The following is a 20530-nucleotide window of genomic DNA, read 5'->3' on the forward strand; positions in this document are numbered from 1 at the left end:
GGTGGCGGTGGCACCGGCCTCGGCGGCGGTGGCGGCAGCAGCAGTGGCGGCGGCGGCCTGGTCAACGACGTGATGCAGGCGGCCAACCAGCTCGGTGCAGGCCAGGCCATCGACCTGCTCAAAGGCCTGGTAATGCCGGCGATCACGCAGGGCATGCATCACGTCGTTGACCAGGCCGCCGCCGCCACTGCTGCTGCCGCCACCGCCGCCGAGGCCGGTGCCACCGCCACCGAGCGGTGATCCGTTGCCGAAGGACGACGGGTCGCCGAGGATCGGGTAGGTGCCGTCGGCGCCCGGGTCCAAACTGGCCGGAGCGGTGATCGGCACTTCACCCGCGGCCGTCGGGGTGCCCAGTCCGGGCGCGACTCCGGCCGGGCTGGTCAGCCCGGGGTTGGAAAGCGCCGGGTTGAGCCCCGCGCCCGGGGTCGCCACTCCGGCGCCCGGGGTGGTCGGCAGCGCGCCGGGCGCGGTGAGTCCCGGCGTCGTGGGCGTCAGGCCGGGGCTCGCCAGACCCGGGCTCGTCAAACCGGGACTGGTGAGTCCCGGGCTCGTCAAGCCCGGACTGGTCAAGCCCGGACTGGTCAAGCCCGGACTGGTCAGGCCAGGCGTCCCCAGCCCTGGGGTCCCCAGGCCGGGGCTGGCCAGGCCAGGAGTGCTGGCGGCGGTGCCGCCGTTCAGAGCGGGCACCGGGGGCAGGTTGATCCCGAATTGCGACAGCCCCTGCGACAGCGCTCCCATCAGCTCGCCGGGCAGGTCGGTCATCACGGCAGCCTGCTTGAAGTCGTGGTGCTCGGGCTGCTTGCTGCCGGCCGTCGATTCGTAGACAAGGAAGTATGCGCAAGGACTCGCCACTGCCAGGGCGGCGACCGCGCTCATGGCTGTCGAAAGCTTGCGTCGGCGTCGGTTCGGCACGGAAGTCTCCTCAATCTGGACAACTCAATCTCAACTGTGTTGTTTCGGTGCGGCCTGCCGTTCTAGCCGGCGAGAACCACACAGAGTCGATGGTACGAGTGAGATTGCTGTGACTAGAGTGGTGATATTGAATCGTGAGGTAATTGCGACTCGGGCTGTGATCCTCCTTGGAGGCGTCCCGCGGGCGCCGTCATTTGGCCGAAGGCGGACTCCCTGGCCTCGCCAGATGGGTTAGGCCGACGCGGTCGGATACCCTAAGCAACCGATGACCGCTCGTTTCGATCTCCTCGTCGTCGGCTCTGGATTCTTCGGCCTGACCATTGCCGAGCGCGTGGCTACCCAACTCGGGAAGCGCGTGCTCGTGGTTGAACGCCGCCCGCACATCGGCGGCAACGCCTATTCCGAGGCCGAGCCGCAGACGGGCATCGAGGTCCACAAATACGGCGCCCACCTGTTCCACACCTCTAATAAGAGGGTCTGGGACTACGTGCGGCAGTTCACCGACTTCACCGACTACCGGCACCGGGTATTCGCCATGCACGACGGGCAGGCCTACCAGTTCCCGATGGGGCTGGGCCTGGTGTCGCAGTTCTTCGGCAGATACTTCACCCCGGACGAAGCGCGCAAGCTGATCGCCGAGCAGGCCGCCGAGATCAAAACCGAGGACGCGCAGAACTTCGAGGAGAAGGCGATCTCACTGGTCGGCCGGCCGCTCTACGAGGCATTCCTCAAGAACTACACCGCCAAGCAGTGGCAGACCGACCCCAAGGAACTGCCCGCGTCCAACATCACCCGGCTGCCGGTGCGCTACACCTTCGACAACCGATACTTCAGCGACACCTACGAGGGTCTGCCGGTAGACGGGTACACGGCGTGGCTGCAGAACATGGCCGCCGACGACCGCATCGAGGTCCGGCTGGACACCGACTGGTTCGAGGTCCGCGACCAGCTGCGGGCGGAAAGCCCGGATGCGCCCGTCGTGTACACCGGCCCGCTGGACCGCTACTTCGACTACGCCGAGGGCCGGCTCGGTTGGCGCACACTGGATTTCGAGGTCGAGGTGCTGCCGATCGGTGATTTCCAGGGCACCCCGGTGATGAACTACAACGACCCGGACCCGCCCTACACCCGCATCCACGAGTTCCGCCACTTCCACCCCGAGCGCGACTACCCCACCGACAAGACGGTGATCATGCGGGAGTTCTCGCGGTTCGCCGAGGACGACGACGAGCCCTACTATCCGATCAACACCGAGGCCGACCGCACCCTGCTCGCCGCGTACCGAGCGCGGGCGAAGGCCGAAACCGCCTCCAACAAGGTGCTTTTCGGTGGCCGGTTGGGCACCTATCAATACCTGGACATGCACATGGCGATTGCCAGCGCACTGAACATGTACGACAACACCGTCGCGCCGCACCTGCGCGACGGCAAAGCTTTAGTGGAGGAAGGCGCGGGGGGCGCGCCGGCGACGGGGAGGAGCGGCGCCTGATGACTGCTGTAAGCCTGCTTTCCAGGATCATCCTGCCGCGTCCGGGGGAGCCCCTCGACGTGCGCAAGCTGTACTTGGAGGAATCGACCACCAATGCGCGGCGCGCGCACGCGACCAGCCGCACTTCGCTGGAGATCGGCAAAGAGTCCGAGGTGTCGTTCGCCACCTACTTCAATGCGTTCCCCGCGAGCTACTGGCGCCGCTGGTCGATCTGCACGTCGGTGGTGCTGCGGGTCGAGCTGACCGGAACCGGACGCGTCGACCTGTACCGGACGAAGGCCACCGGGGTGCGGATCTCCGTGGACGGCCGCCAATTCGTCGGCACCGACGACCAGCCCGCAATCGTGGAGATCGAGGTGCCGCTCAAGCCGTTCGAGGACGGCGGCTGGATCTGGTTCGACATCACCACGGACACCGCGGTCAACCTGGTGAGCGGTGGCTGGTATGCGACCGAGCCCGCCCCGGGCACGGCCAACATCGCCGTCGGCATCCCCACGTTCAATCGGCCCGCCGACTGCGTCAACGCGCTGGCCGACCTGACCGCGGATCCGTTGGTGGACGAGGTGATTGGGGCGGTGATCGTCCCCGACCAGGGCACCCGCAAGGTGCGCGATCACCCGGACTTCCCGGCCGCCTCCGCCGGCCTGGGCAACCGGCTGTCCATCCACGACCAACCCAATCTCGGCGGTTCTGGCGGTTACAGCCGCGTGATGTACGAGGCGCTGAAAAACACGGACTGCCAACAGATTCTGTTCATGGACGACGACATCCGCATCGAGCCGGACACGATCCTGCGGGTGCTGGCGTTGCACCGCTTCGCCAAGACGCCGATGCTCATCGGCGGCCAGATGCTCAACCTGCAGGAGCCGTCGCACCTGCACATCATGGGCGAGGTCGTCAACCAGTCGAACTTCATGTGGACGGCCGCACCGCACGCGGAGTACGACCACGACTTCGCCCAATTCCCGTTGAACGACAAGAACGCCCGGAGCGCGCTGCTGCACCGGCGCATCGACGTCGACTTCAACGGTTGGTGGACGTGCATGATCCCGCGGCAGGTCGCCGAGGAGCTGGGCCAGCCGCTGCCGCTGTTCATCAAGTGGGACGACGCGGAATACGGCCTGCGTGCGGGAGAGCACGGGTATCCGACCGTCACGCTGCCCGGCGCGGCGATCTGGCACATGGCCTGGAGCGACAAGGACGACGCCATCGACTGGCAGGCGTACTTCCATCTGCGCAACCGACTGGTCGTCGCCGCGATGCACTGGGACGGTGACATCACCGGACTGGTTCGCAGCCACCTGAAGGCAACGCTGAAACACCTTGCCTGCCTTGAGTATTCGACCGTGGCGATCCAGAACCGGGCCATCGACGACTTCCTGGCCGGCCCCGAGCACATCTTCTCGATCCTGGAATCCGCTCTGCCCGAGGTACATCGGCTGCGCAAGGAATATCCGGACGCGGTGGTGCTCCCGGCGGCGAGCGAACTGCCGCCGCCGTCGAACAAGACCAGGGCGATGAAGCCGCCGGTCAACCCGGTGTCGATCGGTTATCGGCTGGCCCGCGGCATCGCGCACAACGCCACCAAGGCCGATGCCGAAGCCCACCGCCGCCCGCAATTCAACGTGCCGACCCAGGACGCGCGCTGGTTCCGGCTGTGCACCGTCGACGGCGTTACCGTGACGACGGCCGACGGGTGCGGCGTGGTGTACCGGCAGCGCGACCGCCGCAAGATGTTCCAGCTGCTGTTCGCCTCGCTGCGGCGGCAGCGCCGGCTGGTGAGCCGGTTCGACGAGATGCGCAAAACGTACCGGGACGCGTTGCCCGTGCTGTCCAGCAAGCAGAAGTGGGAGACGGCGCTGCTACCTGCCGAGCGAGAGCATGCCTGAATCGCCACCCCCTACGGGTGAGGTGGCCGCGCTGGTGGCTGTGCAGTCGGCCCTGGCCGACCAGCCCGGCGTGCTGACGGCGGCGCGCGGTCTGTCGCACTTCGGCGAGCACAGCATCGGTTGGCTGGCCGTCGCGGCCGTCGGCGCGCTGCTGATGCCGAAGCGGCGCCGGGAGTGGCTGGTGGCCGGGGCCGGCGCGTTCGCCGCACACGCCGCCGCCGTGTTGGTCAAGCGCGTGGTGCGGCGTCAGCGGCCCAACGATCCGGCGGTCGTGGTGAACGTCGGCACGCCCAGCCGGCTGAGTTTCCCGTCAGCACACGCCACCTCGACGACGGCCGCGGCCATCCTGATGGGCCGGATCACCGGCCTGCCGCTGCCCGCCGTCTTGGTTCCCCCGATGGCGTTGTCACGCATGCTGCTGGGGGTGCACTATCCCAGCGACGTGGCCTGCGGCATCGCCCTCGGAGCCATCGTCGCTCGAATCACCGTCCGGCTCGAGGGCCGGGCGCGGAAGGTCTGGCCGAATGAGTGAGGACGTGGTGACGGGCCCGTCGGGCAACGTGGTGATCGGGGTCGTCAAGGCGATCCGCCCGCGCCAGTGGGTGAAGAACGTTCTGGTGCTGGCCGCGCCGCTGGCCGCGTTGGGCGGCCCGGTGCGCTACCACTACCACGACGTGCTGGACAAGGCATACCCCGCCTTGGGCGCGTTCGTGGCGTTCTGCCTCGCCGCGTCGGCGATCTACCTGATCAATGACGTGCGCGACGTCGAGGCCGACCGCGAGCACCCCACCAAGCGGTTCCGCCCGATCGCCGCGGGCGTCGTGCCGGAATGGCTGGCGTATGCCCTGGCGGTGGTACTGGGCGTCGCCTCGCTGGTCATCGGCTGGTGGATCACCCCCAATCTGGCGTTGGTGATGGCCGTCTACCTCGCCATGCAACTGAGCTACTGCTATGGCCTCAAACACCAAGCGGTGATGGACATCTGCATCGTGTCGTCGGCGTATCTGCTGCGGGCCATCGCCGGGGGCGCGGCCACCGACATCCGCCTGACCCAGTGGTTCTTGCTGGTGATGGCCTTCGGGTCGCTGTTCATGGTGGCCGGCAAGCGGTACGCCGAGCTGCAACTGGCCGAGCGCACCGGGGCCAAGATCCGCAAGGCGCTGGAGAACTACACCAGCACCTATCTGCGGTTCGTCTGGACGTTGTCGGCCACGGCGCTGGTGGTTTGCTACGGGCTGTGGGCGTTCGACCGGGAGCACGGCGCGGCCGGCTGGTTCGTGGTGTCGATGGTCCCGTTCACCATCGCCATCCTGCGGTACGCGGTGGACGTGGACGGCGGGCTGGCTGGCGAGCCCGAGGACATCGCGCTGCGGGATCGGGTGTTGCAACTGCTGGCGCTGACGTGGATCGCGACAGTTGGAGCCGCCGTTGCCTTCGGCTAGCTCCGAACTGCAGGCCCTCAAGGCGCGCATGATGCGCGGACGGCCGGTCATCAGGCGGTTGGGCTGGCCGGTATTCCCCTACACCGCCCTGGTCCGGGTCAGCCTCTGGATCAGCGTGGTGGTTGTCGCCATCCTGTTCGCCTGGGGCGCCTGGCAGCGGCGCTGGATCGCCGACGACGGGCTGATCGTGCTGCGCACGGTTCGCAACCTGCTGGCCGGCAACGGCCCGGTCTTCAACCAGGGCGAGCGGGTGGAGGCCAACACCTCGACGGCCTGGACCTATCTGATGTATGTCGGCAGCTGGGTGGGCGGGCCGATGCGCATGGAATACGTCGCGCTGGCGCTGGCCCTGACGCTTTCGGTTGCGGGTGTGGCGCTGCTCATGCTGGGGGCCGCCCGGTTGTATGCGCCCAGCCTGCGGGGCCGCAGGGCCGTGATGCTGCCCGCCGGGGCGTTGGTCTACGTCGCGCTGCCGCCCGCGCGTGACTTCGCCACCTCGGGGCTGGAGAGCGGGCTGACCCTGGCTTACCTCGGGTTGCTCTGGTGGATGATGGTCTGCTGGGCCCAACCGGTGCGCAACCGCCCGGATCGCAGGCTCTTCATCGGTGCGCTGGCGTTCGTGGCCGGTTTCAGCGTCTTGGTCCGGCCCGATCTGGCGCTGATGGGCGGGCTGGCGCTGATCATGATGTTGATCGCGGCGCGGACGTGGCGCCGCCGGGTGCTGGTCGTGGTGGCGGGCGGCCTGCTGCCGGTGGGCTATGAAATCTTCCGGATGGGCTACTACGGCCTGCTGGTGCCCGGCACCGCCCTGGCCAAGGACGCGGCCGGCGACAAGTGGTCCCAGGGCATGATCTACCTCTCGAATTTCGATGCGCCCTACGCGGTCTGGGTGCCGGTGGTACTCCTCGTGCCGCTCGGGGTGCTGCTGCTCGCCGCCCGCCGCCGGCCCTCATTCCTGCGCCCCGCGCTGTCGCCCAACTACGGGCGGCTCGCCCGGGCGGTCCAAAGCCCCCCGGCCGTCGTGGCCTTCGTTCTGGTGAGCGGCCTGCTGCAGGCGCTCTACTGGATCCGGCAGGGCGGCGACTTCATGCACGGGCGGGTGCTGCTCGCGCCACTGTTCTGCCTGCTGGCCCCAGTGGCCGTGATCCCGGTGGCCATACCGGACGGCCAGGATTACTCGCGGGAGACGGGCTATTGGGTGCTCGGCGCGGCGAGTGCGCTGTGGCTGGGTGTGGCGGGTTGGTCGCTGTGGGCGGCGAATTCACCGGGAATGGGTGACGACGCCACCCACGTCACCTACACCGGCATCGTCGACGAGCGGCGCTTCTACGCGCAGGCCACCGGTCACGCGCATCCCCTGACCGCCGCCGACTACCTGGGGTATCCGAGGATGGCGGCCATCCTGACGGCGCTCGACAACACCCCGGACGGCGCGTTACTGCTGCCGTCGGGCAACTACATCCAGTGGGACTTGGTGCCGCAGGCGCAGCAGGGCCCCGACAAGCCGCCCCAAAAGCCGCAGCACACAGTGTTTTTCACCAACCTCGGCATGGTGGGCATGAACGTCGGGCTTGATGTCAGGGTGATCGACCAGATCGGATTGGCGAATCCGCTTGCGCAACACACGGAACGGTTGAAGCACGGCCGCATCGGGCACGACAAGAACCTCTTCCCGGATTGGGTGATCGCCGACGGACCGTGGGTGAAGGTGTATCCCGGCATCCCGGGTTATCTGGACCAGCAGTGGGTCGCGGAGGCGGTGACGGCCCTGCAATGCCCCGAGACGAAGGCGGTGCTGAGTTCGGTGCGCGCACCGATGACCCCGCACCGATTCCTCTCCAACCTGCTGCATTCCTATGAATTCACCAAATACCGGATCGACCGCGTTCCGCGTTATGAGCTCGCCAGGTGCGGTCTCCCAGTGCCCGAAGAGGTCCCGCCTCCGCCTCGCGAGTAAGCCGCGCGCAGAACTATTTTCAACCGATCTCAAAACGATCACGATTCACGCCCATGAAAGATTGCCAGCAACATCACATTTGGGCCTTCACCAGCTGGCACTCGTGCCCAAGCACATGCGCAAACGCCGCATAAGGCGTCGATGTTTCGCCTGGAAAACCCCGGGTAACGACCGCCGAATGACGCTTTGCGGGGCGGCCTCGATGCGACTCGACGGCTGTAGGTGTGGTTGACTACACGAGCACTGCTGCGCGGAGATCGTATGCAGTACGACCCAAATCATGGACGCGTCCGGGTGATGGGCGCGCCGAAAGGATGAGGAAGCAAGGATGACGCTTGTCGACAGGTTTCGCGGCGCCGTGGCAGGTATGCCGCGCCGGCTCGTGGTGGCGGCCGCCGGTGCGGCCCTGCTCTCGGGCCTGATTGGCGCCGTGGGGGGCTCGGCGACCGCCGGCGCGTTCTCGCGCCCCGGTCTGCCGGTGGAGTACCTGCAGGTTCCTTCCGCAGGAATGGGCCGCGATATCAAGGTCCAGTTCCAAAGCGGTGGGGCCAACGCACCCGCGCTCTACCTGCTCGACGGTATGCGCGCCCAGGACGACTTCAACGGCTGGGACATCAACACCCCGGCGTTCGAGTGGTACAACCAGTCGGGCATTGCCGTGGTCATGCCGGTCGGCGGCCAGTCCAGCTTCTACTCCGACTGGTACAAGCCCGCCTGCGGTAAGGCCGGCTGCACCACCTACAAGTGGGAGACCTTCCTGACCAGCGAGCTGCCGGCGTACCTCGCCGCGCAAAAGCAGGTCAAGTCGACCAACAACGCCGCCGTGGGTCTGTCGATGGCCGGATCGTCGGCCCTGATCCTGGCCGCATACCACCCGAACCAGTTCACTTACGCCGGCTCGCTGTCGGCGCTGCTGGACCCGTCCCAGGGCATGGGGCCGTCGTTGATCGGCCTGGCCATGGGTGACGCGGGTGGCTACAAGGCCGCCGACATGTGGGGCCCGAAGGAGGACCCGGCGTGGGCGCGCAACGACCCGTCGCTGCAGGTCAGCAAGCTGGTCGCCAACAACACCCGGATCTGGGTGTACTGCGGTAACGGCAAGCCGTCCGACCTCGGTGGCGACAACCTGCCCGCCAAGTTCCTGGAGGGCTTCGTGCGGACCAGCAACCTGAAGTTCCAGGACGCGTACAAAGCCGCCGGCGGCAACAACGCGGTGTGGAACTTCGACGCCAACGGCACGCACGACTGGCCGTACTGGGGTGCGCAGCTGCAGGCGATGAAGCCTGACCTGCAGGCGACCCTGGGCGCCACGCCTGGCGCCGGTCCGGCCACGGCCGCTCCGGCTCCCGCCGCTGCTGCCGGCAACGGCCAGGGCACCTAAGCCCAAGAACGACGCGACTGGCGGCGGAAACCTTCGGGTTTCCGCCGCTGGTTGTTTTGGTGTGTGATTTGTTTCACTACCCCGCGGGCGGGGGAGCTACGGCGCTGGCTAATGTGCTCCACAGCGACTAGACGATGGAGGGTGGACATGAGGGTCGTGCGGGGTATGCCAGCGCTTCTTCGGATGATCTCCGTGGTCGCGCTGGCGGTCGGCTTGATCGGTGTGACGGTGACGGGCGGACCGGCCGGCCGCGCGCGGGCGGCCGGTTACGAGAGTTTGATGGTGCCGTCGGCGGCGATGGGCCGCGACATCCCGGTGGCCTTCCTGGCCGGCGGTCCGCACGCGGTCTATCTGCTGGACGCATTCAACGCGGCCCCGGACGTCAGCAACTGGGTCACCGCGGGCAACGCGATGAACACGCTGGGCGGCAAAGGCATCTCGGTAGTGGCGCCTGCGGGCGGTGCGTGGAGCATGTACACCAACTGGGAGCAGGACGGCAGCAAGCAGTGGGACACCTTCCTGTCCAGCGAGCTGCCCAACTGGCTGTCCGCCAACAAGGGCCTGGCGCCCGGTGGCCACGCCGCCGTCGGCGCCTCGCAGGGTGGCTATGGCGCGATGGCGCTGGCCGCCTTCCACCCCGACCGCTTCGGCTTCGCGGGTTCGCTGTCCGGATTCCTGTATCCGTCCAGCACCAACTACAACGGCGCGATCCTGGCCGGCCTGCAGCAATTCGGCGGTGTGGACGGCAACGGGATGTGGGGCGCCCCGCAGCTGGGCCGGTGGAAGTGGCACGACCCCTACGTCCACGCCTCGCTGCTGGCGCAGAACAACACTCGCGTCTGGGTCTACAGCCCGACCAATATGGGCGGCGACGACGCCGCCATGATCGGCCAGGCGGGCGCGGCGATGGGCAGCTCCCGGGAGTTCTATCAGCAGTACCGCAGCAACGGCGGGCACAACGGTCACTTCGACTTCCCGGGCGGCGGCGACAACGGCTGGGGCTCGTGGTCGGGGCAGCTGGGCGCCATGTCGGGTGACATCGTCGGCGCCATTCGCTAGCGGCGATCGCGAGCGCGGCGCAGCCGGGTGAAGCGGGTCGGCGCCATTCGCTAGCGGGTCGGCGCCATTCGCCTGTGGTCGCTGTCCGACGGACGTCGTCGGGCGAGCCGGTACCGTGTAGTGGTGTGCGGCAGGGGTCGGGAGGACCGCGTCGCGATCCACCCACTCTGCTAGCAGGAGAACATGGCTACCAACGCCCAGCGTAAGCGCCACCGAGTCCTCGCCTGGGCCGCCGCGTGTGCGATGGCGGTCGTGGTGCTGTTGGTGATCGTGGCCGTGGTGGTCTTGCTGCGCCACCGCGAATCGCCGCCCAGTGCGGTGCCGCCCGGCGTGCTGCCGGCGCCGTCCACCACCACCCACCCGCACAAGCCCCGGCCCGCTTCGCAGGACGCGTCGTGTCCCGACGTCCAGTTGGTCAACGTCCCCGGCACCTGGGAGTCCGCCCCGCAGGACGATCCGGCCAACCCGATGCAATTTCCCAACGCGTTGCTGCACAAGGTGACCGCGGCGATCAGCCAGCAGTTCCCCGCGTCCAGGGTGCAGGAGTACACCACTCCCTACACCGCGCAGTTCCACAACCCGCTCAGCGGTGACACGCAGATGTCGTACAACGAAAGCCGCGCCGAGGGCACCCGTGCGACGGTCCAGGCGATGACGGACATGAACGCCAAGTGCCCGCTGACCAGTTACGTCTTGATGGGCTTTTCCCAAGGCGCGGTGATCGCCGGTGACATCGCCAGCGACATCGGCAACGGTCGCGGACCCGTCGACGACGACCTGGTGCTCGGTGTGACCTTGATCGCCGACGGTCGCCGCCAGCCCGGGGTGGGCAACGATGTCGGGCCCAACCCGCCGGGGCAGGGCGCCGAGGTCACGCTGCACGAGGTGCCGGTGCTGTCCGGGCTGGGGTTGACGATGACCGGGGCGCGGCCCGGAGGCTTCGGTGCGCTCAACGACAAGACCAACGAGATCTGCGCGCCGGGCGACCTCATCTGCGCCGCGCCGCAGGAGGCGTTCAGCGTGGCCAACCTGCCCAACACGCTCAACACGCTGGCGGGGAATGCCGGACAGCCAATCCACGCCTTGTACGCGACGACGGAGTTCTGGAATGCCGACGGACAGGCGGCGACGGATTGGACCTTGAATTGGGTTCAAGGACTGATCAATAATGCGCCCCACCCCAAACATGGATGACCGGCGGCGGGACACAGCAGCCAGGAGCCCGTCACGGGTTCATATCAGCGGTACCTTGTGATTTGGTGTGCTGCGGGCAGCCCCTTAACATTAAGAGGAATTTAAGAGCTATAAGACTTTGTTGCGGACCCGGTCCTGCTAGACGCCGGCCTGTGATGAGCAGGAGGCCGGCGCCCGTGGCGCCGCGCGAGGGCTGGTCCGCGTAGAGATGGAAACCGTCGGCGTCGCCGACCAGAGGACAAAACGTCGGCGCACGCCGACCTAAAACAGGTGTGACAGGAGAGCGGAATGCCGTACCACAACCCGTTCATCGTGAATGGAAAGATCAGGTTCCCGGAGAACACCAACCTGGTCAAGCACGTTGAGAAGTGGGCGAGGGTCCGCGGCGACAAGCTTTCCTACCGTTTCATCGACTACTCCACCGAGCGCGACGGGGTGTACCGCGACATCGTCTGGCGCGACTTCAGCGCCCGCAACAGGGCGGTGGGCGCCCGGTTGCAGCAGGTCACCCAGCCCGGTGACCGCATCGCCATCCTGTGCCCCCAGAACCTGGACTACCTGATCGCCTTCTTCGGCGCGCTGTACGCCGGCCGGATCGCGGTGCCGCTGTTCGACCCGGGCGAGCCGGGTCACGTGGGCCGGCTGCACGCGGTGCTCGACGACTGCACGCCGTCGACCATCCTGACCACCACGGAGGCCGCGGAAGGCGTCCGCAAGTTCATCCGCGCGCGCTCGGCCAAGGAACGGCCCCGCGTGATCGCCGTCGACGCGGTGCCCAACGAGGTGGCGTCCACCTGGGTCGAGCCCGAGGCCGACGAGAACACCATCGCCTACCTGCAGTACACCTCCGGCTCCACCCGTACCCCGACCGGCGTGCAGATCACCCACCTGAACCTGCCCACCAACGTGCTGCAGGTGCTCAACGGCCTCGAGGGCAAGGAGGGCGACCGCGGTCTGTCCTGGCTGCCGTTCTTCCACGACATGGGCCTGATCACGGCGCTGCTGTCGCCGGTGCTCGGTTACAACTTCACGTTCATGACTCCGGCGGCGTTCGTGCGCCGGCCCGGCCGCTGGATCCGGGAGATGGCACGCAAGCCCGAAGACGCGCCGAACTGCGAGGTCGTCACCGTCGCGCCGAACTTCGCGTTCGAGCACGCCGCGGTGCGCGGCGTCCCCAAGGACGGCGAGCCACCGCTGGACCTGAGCAACGTCAAGGCGATCCTCAACGGCAGCGAGCCGGTGTCCCCAGCGTCGATGCGCAAGTTCTACGAGGCGTTCGCGCCCTACGGCCTGCGCGAGACGGCGATCAAGCCGTCCTACGGCCTGGCCGAGGCCACGCTGTTCGTGTCCACCACGCCCATGGACGAGGCGCCCAGGGTCATCCACGTCGACCGCGACGAGCTGAACAAGCAGCGCTTCGTCGAGGTGGCCCCCGATTCGCCCAAGGCCGTCGCGCAGGTTTCCGCCGGCATCATCGGCGTCGACGAGTGGGCCGTCATCGTGGACCCCGACACCGCCAGCGAGCTGCCCGACGGGCAGATCGGCGAGATCTGGTTGCACGGCAACAACATGGGCACCGGCTACTGGGGCAAGGAAGACGAGACCACCGAGACCTTCCGCAACCTCCTCAAGTCGCGCATCAGCCAGTCGCACGCCGAGGGCGCCCCGGACGACGGCATGTGGGTGCGCACCGGCGACTACGGCACCTACCACGACGGTCACCTCTACATCGCGGGCCGGATCAAGGACCTCGTCATCATCGACGGCCGCAACCACTACCCGCAGGACCTCGAGTACTCGGCCCAGGAGGCAAGCCGCGCCCTGCGCACCGGCTACGTGGCCGCGTTCTCCGTGCCGGCCAACCAGCTGCCGCAGGAGGTGTTCGACAACCCGCACACCGGCCTGAAGCACGACCCCGACGACAGCTCCGAGCAGTTGGTGATCGTGGCCGAGCGTGCCCCCGGCACGCACAAGCTCGAGTACCAGCCGATCGCGGACGAGATCCGGGCGGCCATCGCCGTCCGTCACGGGGTGACCATCCGCGACCTGCTGCTGGTGCAGGCCGGAACCATTCCGCGTACCTCCAGCGGGAAGATCGGGCGCCGCGCGTGCCGCGCCGCCTACCTCGACGGCAGCCTGCGTAGCGGTGTCGGTTCGCCGACCGCCTTCGCCGGCGCTAACGACTGAACCCAGGAACCATGGCTGAACTAGACGACCCCCAGGACCAGCAGGAGAATCCGCCCGCCAAGAAGACGGACTTAACGGTCCCCGAGATGCGCGAATGGCTGCGCAACTGGGTGGGCCGGGCCGTCGGGAAGTCACCGGACGACATCGACGAGTCGGTGCCGATGGTCGAGCTCGGCCTGTCGTCGCGCGACGCCGTGGCGATGGCCGCCGACATCGAGGACATGACCGGTGTCACCCTGTCGGTCGCGGTGGCGTTCCAGCATCCGACCATCGAGTCGCTCGCCACGCGGATCATCGAGGGCGAGCCCGAGATCGACACATCGGGCGACGACGTTTCGGACTGGACGCGCAACGGCCCGGCCGAGCGCGTCGACATCGCGATCGTGGGCTTGTCGACCCGGTTGCCCGGCGACATGAACAGCCCCGACGAGACGTGGCAAGCGCTGATGGAGGGCCGCGACGCGATCACCGACCTACCGGAGGGTCGCTGGGCGGAGTTCCTGGAGGAGCCGCGGCTGGCCGAGCGGATGGCGAAGGCCCGCACCCGCGGCGGCTACCTGAAGGACATCAAGGGTTTCGACTCCGAGTTCTTCGCGGTGGCCAAGACCGAAGCCGACAACATCGACCCGCAGCAGCGGATGGCGCTGGAGCTGACCTGGGAGGCGCTCGAGCAGGCGCACATCCCGGCGTCGAGCCTGCGCGGACAGTCCGTCGGCGTGTACGTCGGCGTCTCCAACAACGACTACAGCTTCCTGGCGGTGTCCGACCCGACCGTCGCGCACCCGTACGCCATCACCGGAACGGCGACGTCGATCATCGCCAACCGGGTCTCCTATTTCTATGACTTTCGGGGTCCGTCGGTCGCCGTCGACACCGCGTGCTCGAGCTCGCTGGTGGCCATCCACCAGGCCGTGCAGAGCCTGCGCAACGGCGAGGCCGACGTCGCGGTCGCCGGGGGTGTCAACGCGCTGATCACTCCCGTGGTGACGCTCGGTTTCGACGAGATCGGCCAGGTCTTGTCGCCCGACGGCCGGATCAAGTCGTTCTCCTCCGACGCCGACGGTTACACCCGCTCCGAGGGCGGCGGGATGCTGGTGCTCAAGCGGGTTGACGACGCCCGCCGCGACGGCGACCAGATTCTGGCCGTGATCGCGGGCAGCGCGGTCAACCACGACGGCCGGTCCAACGGCCTGATCGCGCCCAACCAGGACGCGCAGGCCGACGTGCTGCGCCGGGCCTACAAGGACGCCGGCATCGACCCGCGCACCGTCGACTACATCGAGGCGCACGGCACCGGGACCGTCCTGGGCGACCCCATCGAAGCCGAGGCCCTGGGCCGCGTCGTCGGCCGGGGACGTCCGGCCGACCGCCCGGCGCTGCTGGGTGCGGTGAAAACCAATGTGGGCCACCTGGAGTCGGCGGCCGGCGCCGCCAGCATGGCCAAGGTGGTGCTGGCCTTACAGCACGACAAGCTGCCGCCGTCGATCAACTTCGCCGGGCCCAGCCCCTACATCGACTTCGACGCGATGCGCCTGAAGGTCATCGACCAGGCCACCGACTGGCCGCGCTACGGCGGTTACGCGCTGGCCGGGGTGTCCAGCTTCGGCTTCGGTGGCGCCAACGCGCACCTGGTGGTGCGCGAGGTCTTGCCCCGTGACGTCGTGGAAAAAGAGGCGCGTGAGCCGGAACCCGAGCCCGAGGTGAAGGCCGCCGCTGACGCAGCCGAGGCCCCCACGATGGAAAGCCACGCGCTGCGGTTCGACGACTTCGGCAACATCATCCCGGATGCCGAGGCCCCCGAGGAGGACGAATACGAGCTGCCGGGCGTCACCGACGAGGCGCTGCGGCTCAAAGAGATCGCGCTGGAAGAGCTCGCCGCGCAGGAGGCGGAGGAGCCGACCAAGCCGCTGATCCCGCTCGCCGTGTCGGCGTTTCTGACCTCGCGCAAGAAGGCGGCGGCCGCCGAGCTGGCGGACTGGATGGAAAGCCCGGAGGGCCAGGCGTCGTCGCTGGAATCGATCGGGCGGGCGCTGTCGCGGCGCAACCACGGCCGCTCCCGCGCGGTGGTGCTGGCGCACGACCACGAGGAGGCCATCAAGGGCCTGCGCGCCGTCGCCGAGGGCAAGCAGCGGCCGGGCGTGTTCAGCGTCGACGGGCCGGTGACCAACGGCCCGGTGTGGGTGCTGGCCGGGTTCGGCGCGCAGCACCGCAAGATGGGCAAGAGCCTGTACCTGCGCAACGAGGTCTTCGCCGAGTGGATTGAGAAGGTCGACGCGCTGATCCAGGACGAGCTGGGCTACTCGGTGCTCGAGCTGATCCTCGACGACTCGCAGGACTACGGCATCGAGACCACCCAGGTCACCATCTTCGCGATCCAGATCGCGCTCGGTGAGCTGCTCAAGCATCACGGCGCCAGGCCCGCCGCGGTGGTGGGCCAGTCGCTGGGCGAGGCCGCCTCGGCGTACTTCGCCGGCGGTTTGTCGCTGCGCGACGCCACCCGGACGATCTGCTCCCGCTCGCACCTGATGGGTGAGGGCGAGGCGATGCTTTTCGGCGAGTACATCCGGCTGATGGCGCTGGTGGAGTACTCCGCCGACGAGATCAAGACGGTGTTCTCCGATTTCCCGGACCTGGAGGTGTGCGTCTACGCCGCCCCCACGCAGACCGTCATCGGCGGTCCGCCCGAGCAGGTGGACGCGATCATCGCCCGCGCGGAATCCGAGGGCAAGTTCGCCCGCAAGTTCCAGACCAAGGGCGCCAGCCACACGCAGCAGATGGACCCGCTGCTCGGCGAGCTCGCCGCGGAGCTGCAAGGCATCAAGCCGACCAGCCCGACCGTCGGCATCTACTCGACCGTGCACGAGGGCACCTACATCAAGCCCGGCGGCGAGCCGATCCACGACGTCGACTACTGGAAGAAGGGCCTGCGCCACAGCGTCTACTTCACCCACGGCGTCCGCAACGCCGTCGACAGCGGGCACACCACCTTCCTGGAGCTCGCGCCCAATCCGGTTGCGCTCATGCAGGTCGGGCTGACCACGGCCGCGGCCGGGCTGCACGACGCCCAGCTGATCCCGACGCTGGCCCGCAAGCAGGACGAGGTCGAATCGATGATCTCGACCATGGCGCAGCTCTACGTCTACGGCCACGACCTGAACATCTGGACGCTGTTCACCCGCGCCGCCGGGCCGGCCGACTACGCGAACATCCCGCCGACCCGGTTCAAGCGCAAGGAACACTGGCTGGACGTGCACTTCTCCGGCGACGCGTCGGTGATGATGCCGGGCAACCACGTCGCGCTGCCGGACGGTCGCCACGTGTGGGAGTACAAACCCCGCGGCCAGGCGGACCTGGCGGCGTTGGTGAAAGCCGCCGCGGCGGCGGTGCTGCCGGATGCGCAGCTGGCCGCCGCCGAGCAGCGCGCGGTTCCCGGCGAGAACGCCCGGCTGGTGACGACGCTGAGCCGGCACCCGGGCGGGGCCTCGGTGCAGGTGCACGCCCGCATCGATGAGTCCTTCACGCTGGTCTACGACGCGCTGGTGACGCGGGCCGGGGAAGGGGGTGTCGCCCTGCCGACCGCGGTCGGTGCCGCAGCCGCGATCACGGCCCCGTCCAACGGGGCGGCGGCCGTGCCGGAGGCCCCCGTCGACGAGGCGGATGCGGAAACCCTGACGGACAGCCTGACCAACCGGTACTTCTCGGGCAGCGTGGGCAAGTGGTCACCTGACACGGGCGAGACCGTCGCGGAGCGCCTGGGCATGATCGTCGGCGCGGCCATGGGCTACGAACCCGAGGACCTGCCGTGGGAGGTCCCGCTGATCGAGCTCGGCCTGGACTCGCTGATGGCGGTGCGAATCAAGAACCGGGTCGAATACGACTTCGACCTGCCGCCGATCCAGCTGGCCGCGGTGCGCGACGCCAACCTCTACAACATCGAGGAGCTGATCAAGTACGCGGTCGAGCACCGCGACGAGGTCGAGCAGCTGCACGAGTACCAGAAGACGCAGTCGGCCGAGGAGATCGCCCGGCTGCAGGCGGAAATGATGAGCGGCGCGTCGCCGAGCACGGTGACAGCCCCGGCGCCCGACCCGCAGGCGGAGCCGGAAACGCAACCAGCGCCACCGTCGGCATCCGACATGCCGATCCCGCCGCCCCCCACCGACCCGTCGGGACCCAACGGCAATGGCGCCGCGCAGCCCAAACCGAACCTGGCCGGGGCCGCCGAGGCGCTGAACCAGCAGGCGGTCGCCGCGGCGCTCAACTCCGACGTGCCGCCGCGCGACGCGGCCGAGCGGGTCACGTTCGCCACGTGGGCGATCGTCACCGGCAAGTCCCCGGGCGGCATCTTCAATCCGCTGCCCAAGCTGGACGACGAGCAGGCCGCCAAGATGGCGCAGCGCCTGTCGGAGCGCGCCGAGGGGCCGATCAGCGTCGAGGACGTGGTGACGTCGGAGAACATCGAGGCGCTGGCCGAGAAGGTGCGCGAGTACCTGGAGGCCGGCGTGATCGACGGGTTCGTCCGCACCCTGCGGCCGCGGCCTGAGGGCAGCACGAAACCGCCGGTGTTCGTGTTCCACCCGGCCGGCGGCTCGACGGTCGTCTACGAACCGCTCCTGAACCGGTTGCCCTCGGACACCCCGATGTATGGCTTCGAGCGGGTCGAGGGGTCGATCGAAGAGCGTGCGGCGCAATACATTCCGAAGCTGATCGAGATGCAGGGCGACGGGCCGTACATCCTGGCCGGCTGGTCGCTGGGCGGCGTCCTGGCCTACGCGTGCGCGATCGGGCTCAAGCGGCTCGGCAAGGACGTCCGGTGGGTCGGGCTGATCGACGCGGTCCGCGCGGGCGAAGAGGTCCCGCAGACCAAGGAGGAGATCCGTAAGCGCTGGGACCGCTACGCCCGGTTCGCCGAGAAGACGTTCAACGTCACCATCCCGGAGATCCCGTACGAGCAGCTCGAGGAGCTCGACGACGAGGGCCAGATCCGGTTCGTGCTCGAGGCGGTCAGCCAGAGCGGTGTCCAGATCCCGGCCGGGATCATCGAGCACCAGCGCACGTCGTACCTGGACAACCGGGCCATCGACACCGCACAGATCCAGCCGTACGACGGGCATGTCACCCTCTACATGGCCGATCGCTACCATGACGACGCGATCATGTTCGAGCCGCGGTACGCCGTTCGTCAGCCGGACGGCGGCTGGGGCGAGTACGTGTCCGACCTCGAGGTCGTGCCGATCGGTGGCGAGCACATCCAGGCCATCGACGAGCCGATCATCGCCAAGGTCGGCGCACACATGACCGAGGCACTCAACGTGATCGAGGCGAAAGTAGGCAAGTAGTGACGGAAATGCTGCCCGCTCCCGTTCAGCATTCGACGGCCGAGAAGCTGGCCGAGTTGCACGTTCGCCTGGAATTGGCCAAGGAGCCGGGCGGTGAGAAGGCGGTCGCCAAGCGCGACAAGAAGGGCATCCCCAGTGCCCGCGCCCGCATTCACGCGCTGGTCGACCCGGGCACCTTCCTCGAGGTCGGGGCGCTGGCCAAGACGCCGAACGACCCGAACGCGCTCTACGGTGACGGCTGCGTCACCGGGCACGCCATGATCGACGGCCGGCCGGTCGGGGTGTTCTCCCACGACCAGACGGTGTTCCAGGGCACGGTGGGCGAGATGTTCGGCCGCAAGGTCGCGCGGCTGATGGAGTGGTGCGCCATGGTGGGGTGCCCGATCATCGGCATCCAGGACTCGGGTGGCGCCCGGATTCAGGACGCGGTGACCTCGCTGGCGTGGTACGCCGAGTTGGGCCGCCGCCACGAGGCGCTGTCCGGCCTGGTGCCGCAGATCTCCCTCATCTTCGGCAAATGCGCTGGGGGAGCGGTGTATTCGCCCATCCAAGACGATCTGCTCGTCTCGGTGCGCGACCAGGGTTACTTCTTCGTCACCGGTCCCGACGTCATCAGGGAGGTCACCGGCGAGGACGTCACCCTCGACGAGCTCGGCGGCTCCGACGCGCAGGCCGGCTACGGCAACATCCACCAGGTGGTGGATTCCGAGGCCGAAGCGTTCCAGTACGTGCGTGAGTTCTTGTCGTTTCTGCCGTCCAACTGCTTCGACAGTCCGCCGATCATCAACCCCGGGCTGGAGCCGGAGGTCACGCCGACCGACCTGGAGCTCGACGCGATCGTGCCGGACTCCGACAATGCGGCCTACGACATGCACGAAATCCTGCTGCGCATCTTCGACGACGGCGACTTCCTCGAGGTCGCCGCGCAACACGGGCCGGCCATCATCACCGGGTACGCCCGGGTCGACGGGCGCCCCGTCGGCGTCATCGCCAACCAGCCCATGCACCTGGCCGGGTCGATCGACAACGAGGCCTCCGACAAGGCCGCGCGGTTCATCCGGTTCTGCGACGCGTTCAACATCCCGCTGGTGTTCGTGGTGGACACCCCGGGCTTCCTGCCGGGCGCCGAGGAGGAGAAGAGGGGCATCATCAAGCGCGGCGGCCGGTTCCTCTACTCGGTGGTCGAGGCCGACGTGCCGAAGGTGACGATCACCGTGCGCAAGTCCTACGGCGGCGCCTACGCCGTGATGGGATCCCGGCAGCTGACGTCGGACTTCAACTTCGCCTGGCCCACCGCGCGCATCGCGGTGATCGGCGCGGAGGGGGCCGCGCAGTTGCTGATGAAGCGGTTCCCGGATCCGACGACGCCCGAGGCGCAGCAGATCAAGAAGGACTTCATCGAGGGCTACAACCTGAACATGGCGATTCCGTGGACCGCCGCCGAACGCGGCTTCATCGACGCGGTCATCGACCCGCACCAGACCCGGCTGCTGCTGCGTAAGTCGCTGAAGTTGTTGCGGGACAAGCAATTATGGTTCCGCACCGCGCGCAAGCACGGGCTGATCCCGGTTTAACTCTGCTGCGGCACAATCACATTGGTCACACCCGCACCGCGGGTCCGACTATGCGCCGACCGCGAAAAGCGATATCGCAGGCGATATCGAATCTGCGGATTGGGTGG

At 68.1% G+C, this 20530-nt stretch carries 12 protein-coding genes; 11 read left to right on the forward strand and 1 reads right to left on the reverse strand.

The features are described from left to right. A partial coding sequence (locus A5697_RS11630) for a PirG (RefSeq protein WP_197500977.1) occupies nucleotides 1–912 on the reverse strand: 912 nt, incomplete at its 3' end. A gap of 265 nt (nucleotides 913–1177) precedes the next feature. On the opposite strand from A5697_RS11630, the gene glf reads away from it, so the two are divergent. The 11 genes from glf (at nucleotide 1178) to A5697_RS11685 (ending at nucleotide 20423) form a co-directional block, all read left to right on the forward strand. Beyond that, entirely contained in the window at nucleotides 1178–2401 is a 1224-nt protein-coding gene (gene glf / locus A5697_RS11635; RefSeq protein ID WP_068010482.1) for a UDP-galactopyranose mutase, read from the forward strand. After that, complete coding sequence (locus A5697_RS11640; RefSeq protein ID WP_067948244.1) at nucleotides 2401–4290, forward strand: glycosyltransferase; 1890 nt, start codon at nucleotides 2401–2403, stop codon at nucleotides 4288–4290. The genes glf and A5697_RS11640 overlap by 1 nt, the downstream gene beginning before the upstream one ends. After that, a complete protein-coding gene (locus A5697_RS11645; RefSeq protein ID WP_067948246.1) occupies nucleotides 4283–4822 on the forward strand; it encodes a phosphatase PAP2 family protein in 540 nt (179 codons plus the stop codon). Before A5697_RS11640 ends, A5697_RS11645 begins: the two co-directional genes overlap by 8 nt. Next, nucleotides 4815–5732 (forward strand): decaprenyl-phosphate phosphoribosyltransferase, encoded by a 918-nt coding sequence (locus A5697_RS11650; RefSeq protein ID WP_067948248.1) that lies wholly within the window; start codon nucleotides 4815–4817, stop codon nucleotides 5730–5732. Before A5697_RS11645 ends, A5697_RS11650 begins: the two co-directional genes overlap by 8 nt. Then, a complete protein-coding gene (gene aftB, locus A5697_RS11655; protein WP_304442479.1) occupies nucleotides 5719–7689 on the forward strand; it encodes a terminal beta-(1->2)-arabinofuranosyltransferase in 1971 nt (656 codons plus the stop codon). The genes A5697_RS11650 and aftB overlap by 14 nt, the downstream gene beginning before the upstream one ends. A 328-nt stretch (nucleotides 7690–8017) precedes the next feature. After that, nucleotides 8018–9070, forward strand: a complete 1053-nt coding sequence (locus A5697_RS11660) for an esterase family protein (protein WP_067948253.1) — start codon at nucleotides 8018–8020, stop codon at nucleotides 9068–9070. Nucleotides 9071–9226: 156 nt separating this feature from the next. Beyond that, entirely contained in the window at nucleotides 9227–10129 is a 903-nt protein-coding gene (locus tag A5697_RS11665; RefSeq protein WP_067948319.1) for an esterase family protein, read from the forward strand. 183 nt (nucleotides 10130–10312) lie between these two features. After that, nucleotides 10313–11323, forward strand: a complete 1011-nt coding sequence (locus A5697_RS11670) for a cutinase family protein (RefSeq protein WP_067948255.1) — start codon at nucleotides 10313–10315, stop codon at nucleotides 11321–11323. A gap of 288 nt (nucleotides 11324–11611) precedes the next feature. Continuing rightward, nucleotides 11612–13510: a long-chain-fatty-acid--AMP ligase FadD32 gene (gene fadD32 / locus A5697_RS11675; protein ID WP_067948257.1), complete on the forward strand. Its 1899-nt coding sequence runs from the start codon at nucleotides 11612–11614 to the stop codon at nucleotides 13508–13510. Nucleotides 13511–13521: 11 nt separating this feature from the next. Further along, on the forward strand, nucleotides 13522–18849 hold the full coding sequence (gene pks13 / locus A5697_RS11680; RefSeq protein ID WP_068010483.1) for a polyketide synthase Pks13: 5328 nt from the start codon (nucleotides 13522–13524) through the stop codon (nucleotides 18847–18849). An 8-nt stretch (nucleotides 18850–18857) separates the two neighbouring features. Then, the gene (locus tag A5697_RS11685) at nucleotides 18858–20423 is read left to right on the forward strand and encodes an acyl-CoA carboxylase subunit beta (protein WP_156673262.1); all 1566 of its coding nucleotides are present in this window, start codon (nucleotides 18858–18860) and stop codon (nucleotides 20421–20423) included. The last annotated feature ends 107 nt before the right edge of the window (nucleotides 20424–20530 follow it).

It is taken from the genome of Mycobacterium sp. E3251, from assembly GCF_001666835.1.
Classification (GTDB): domain Bacteria; phylum Actinomycetota; class Actinomycetes; order Mycobacteriales; family Mycobacteriaceae; genus Mycobacterium.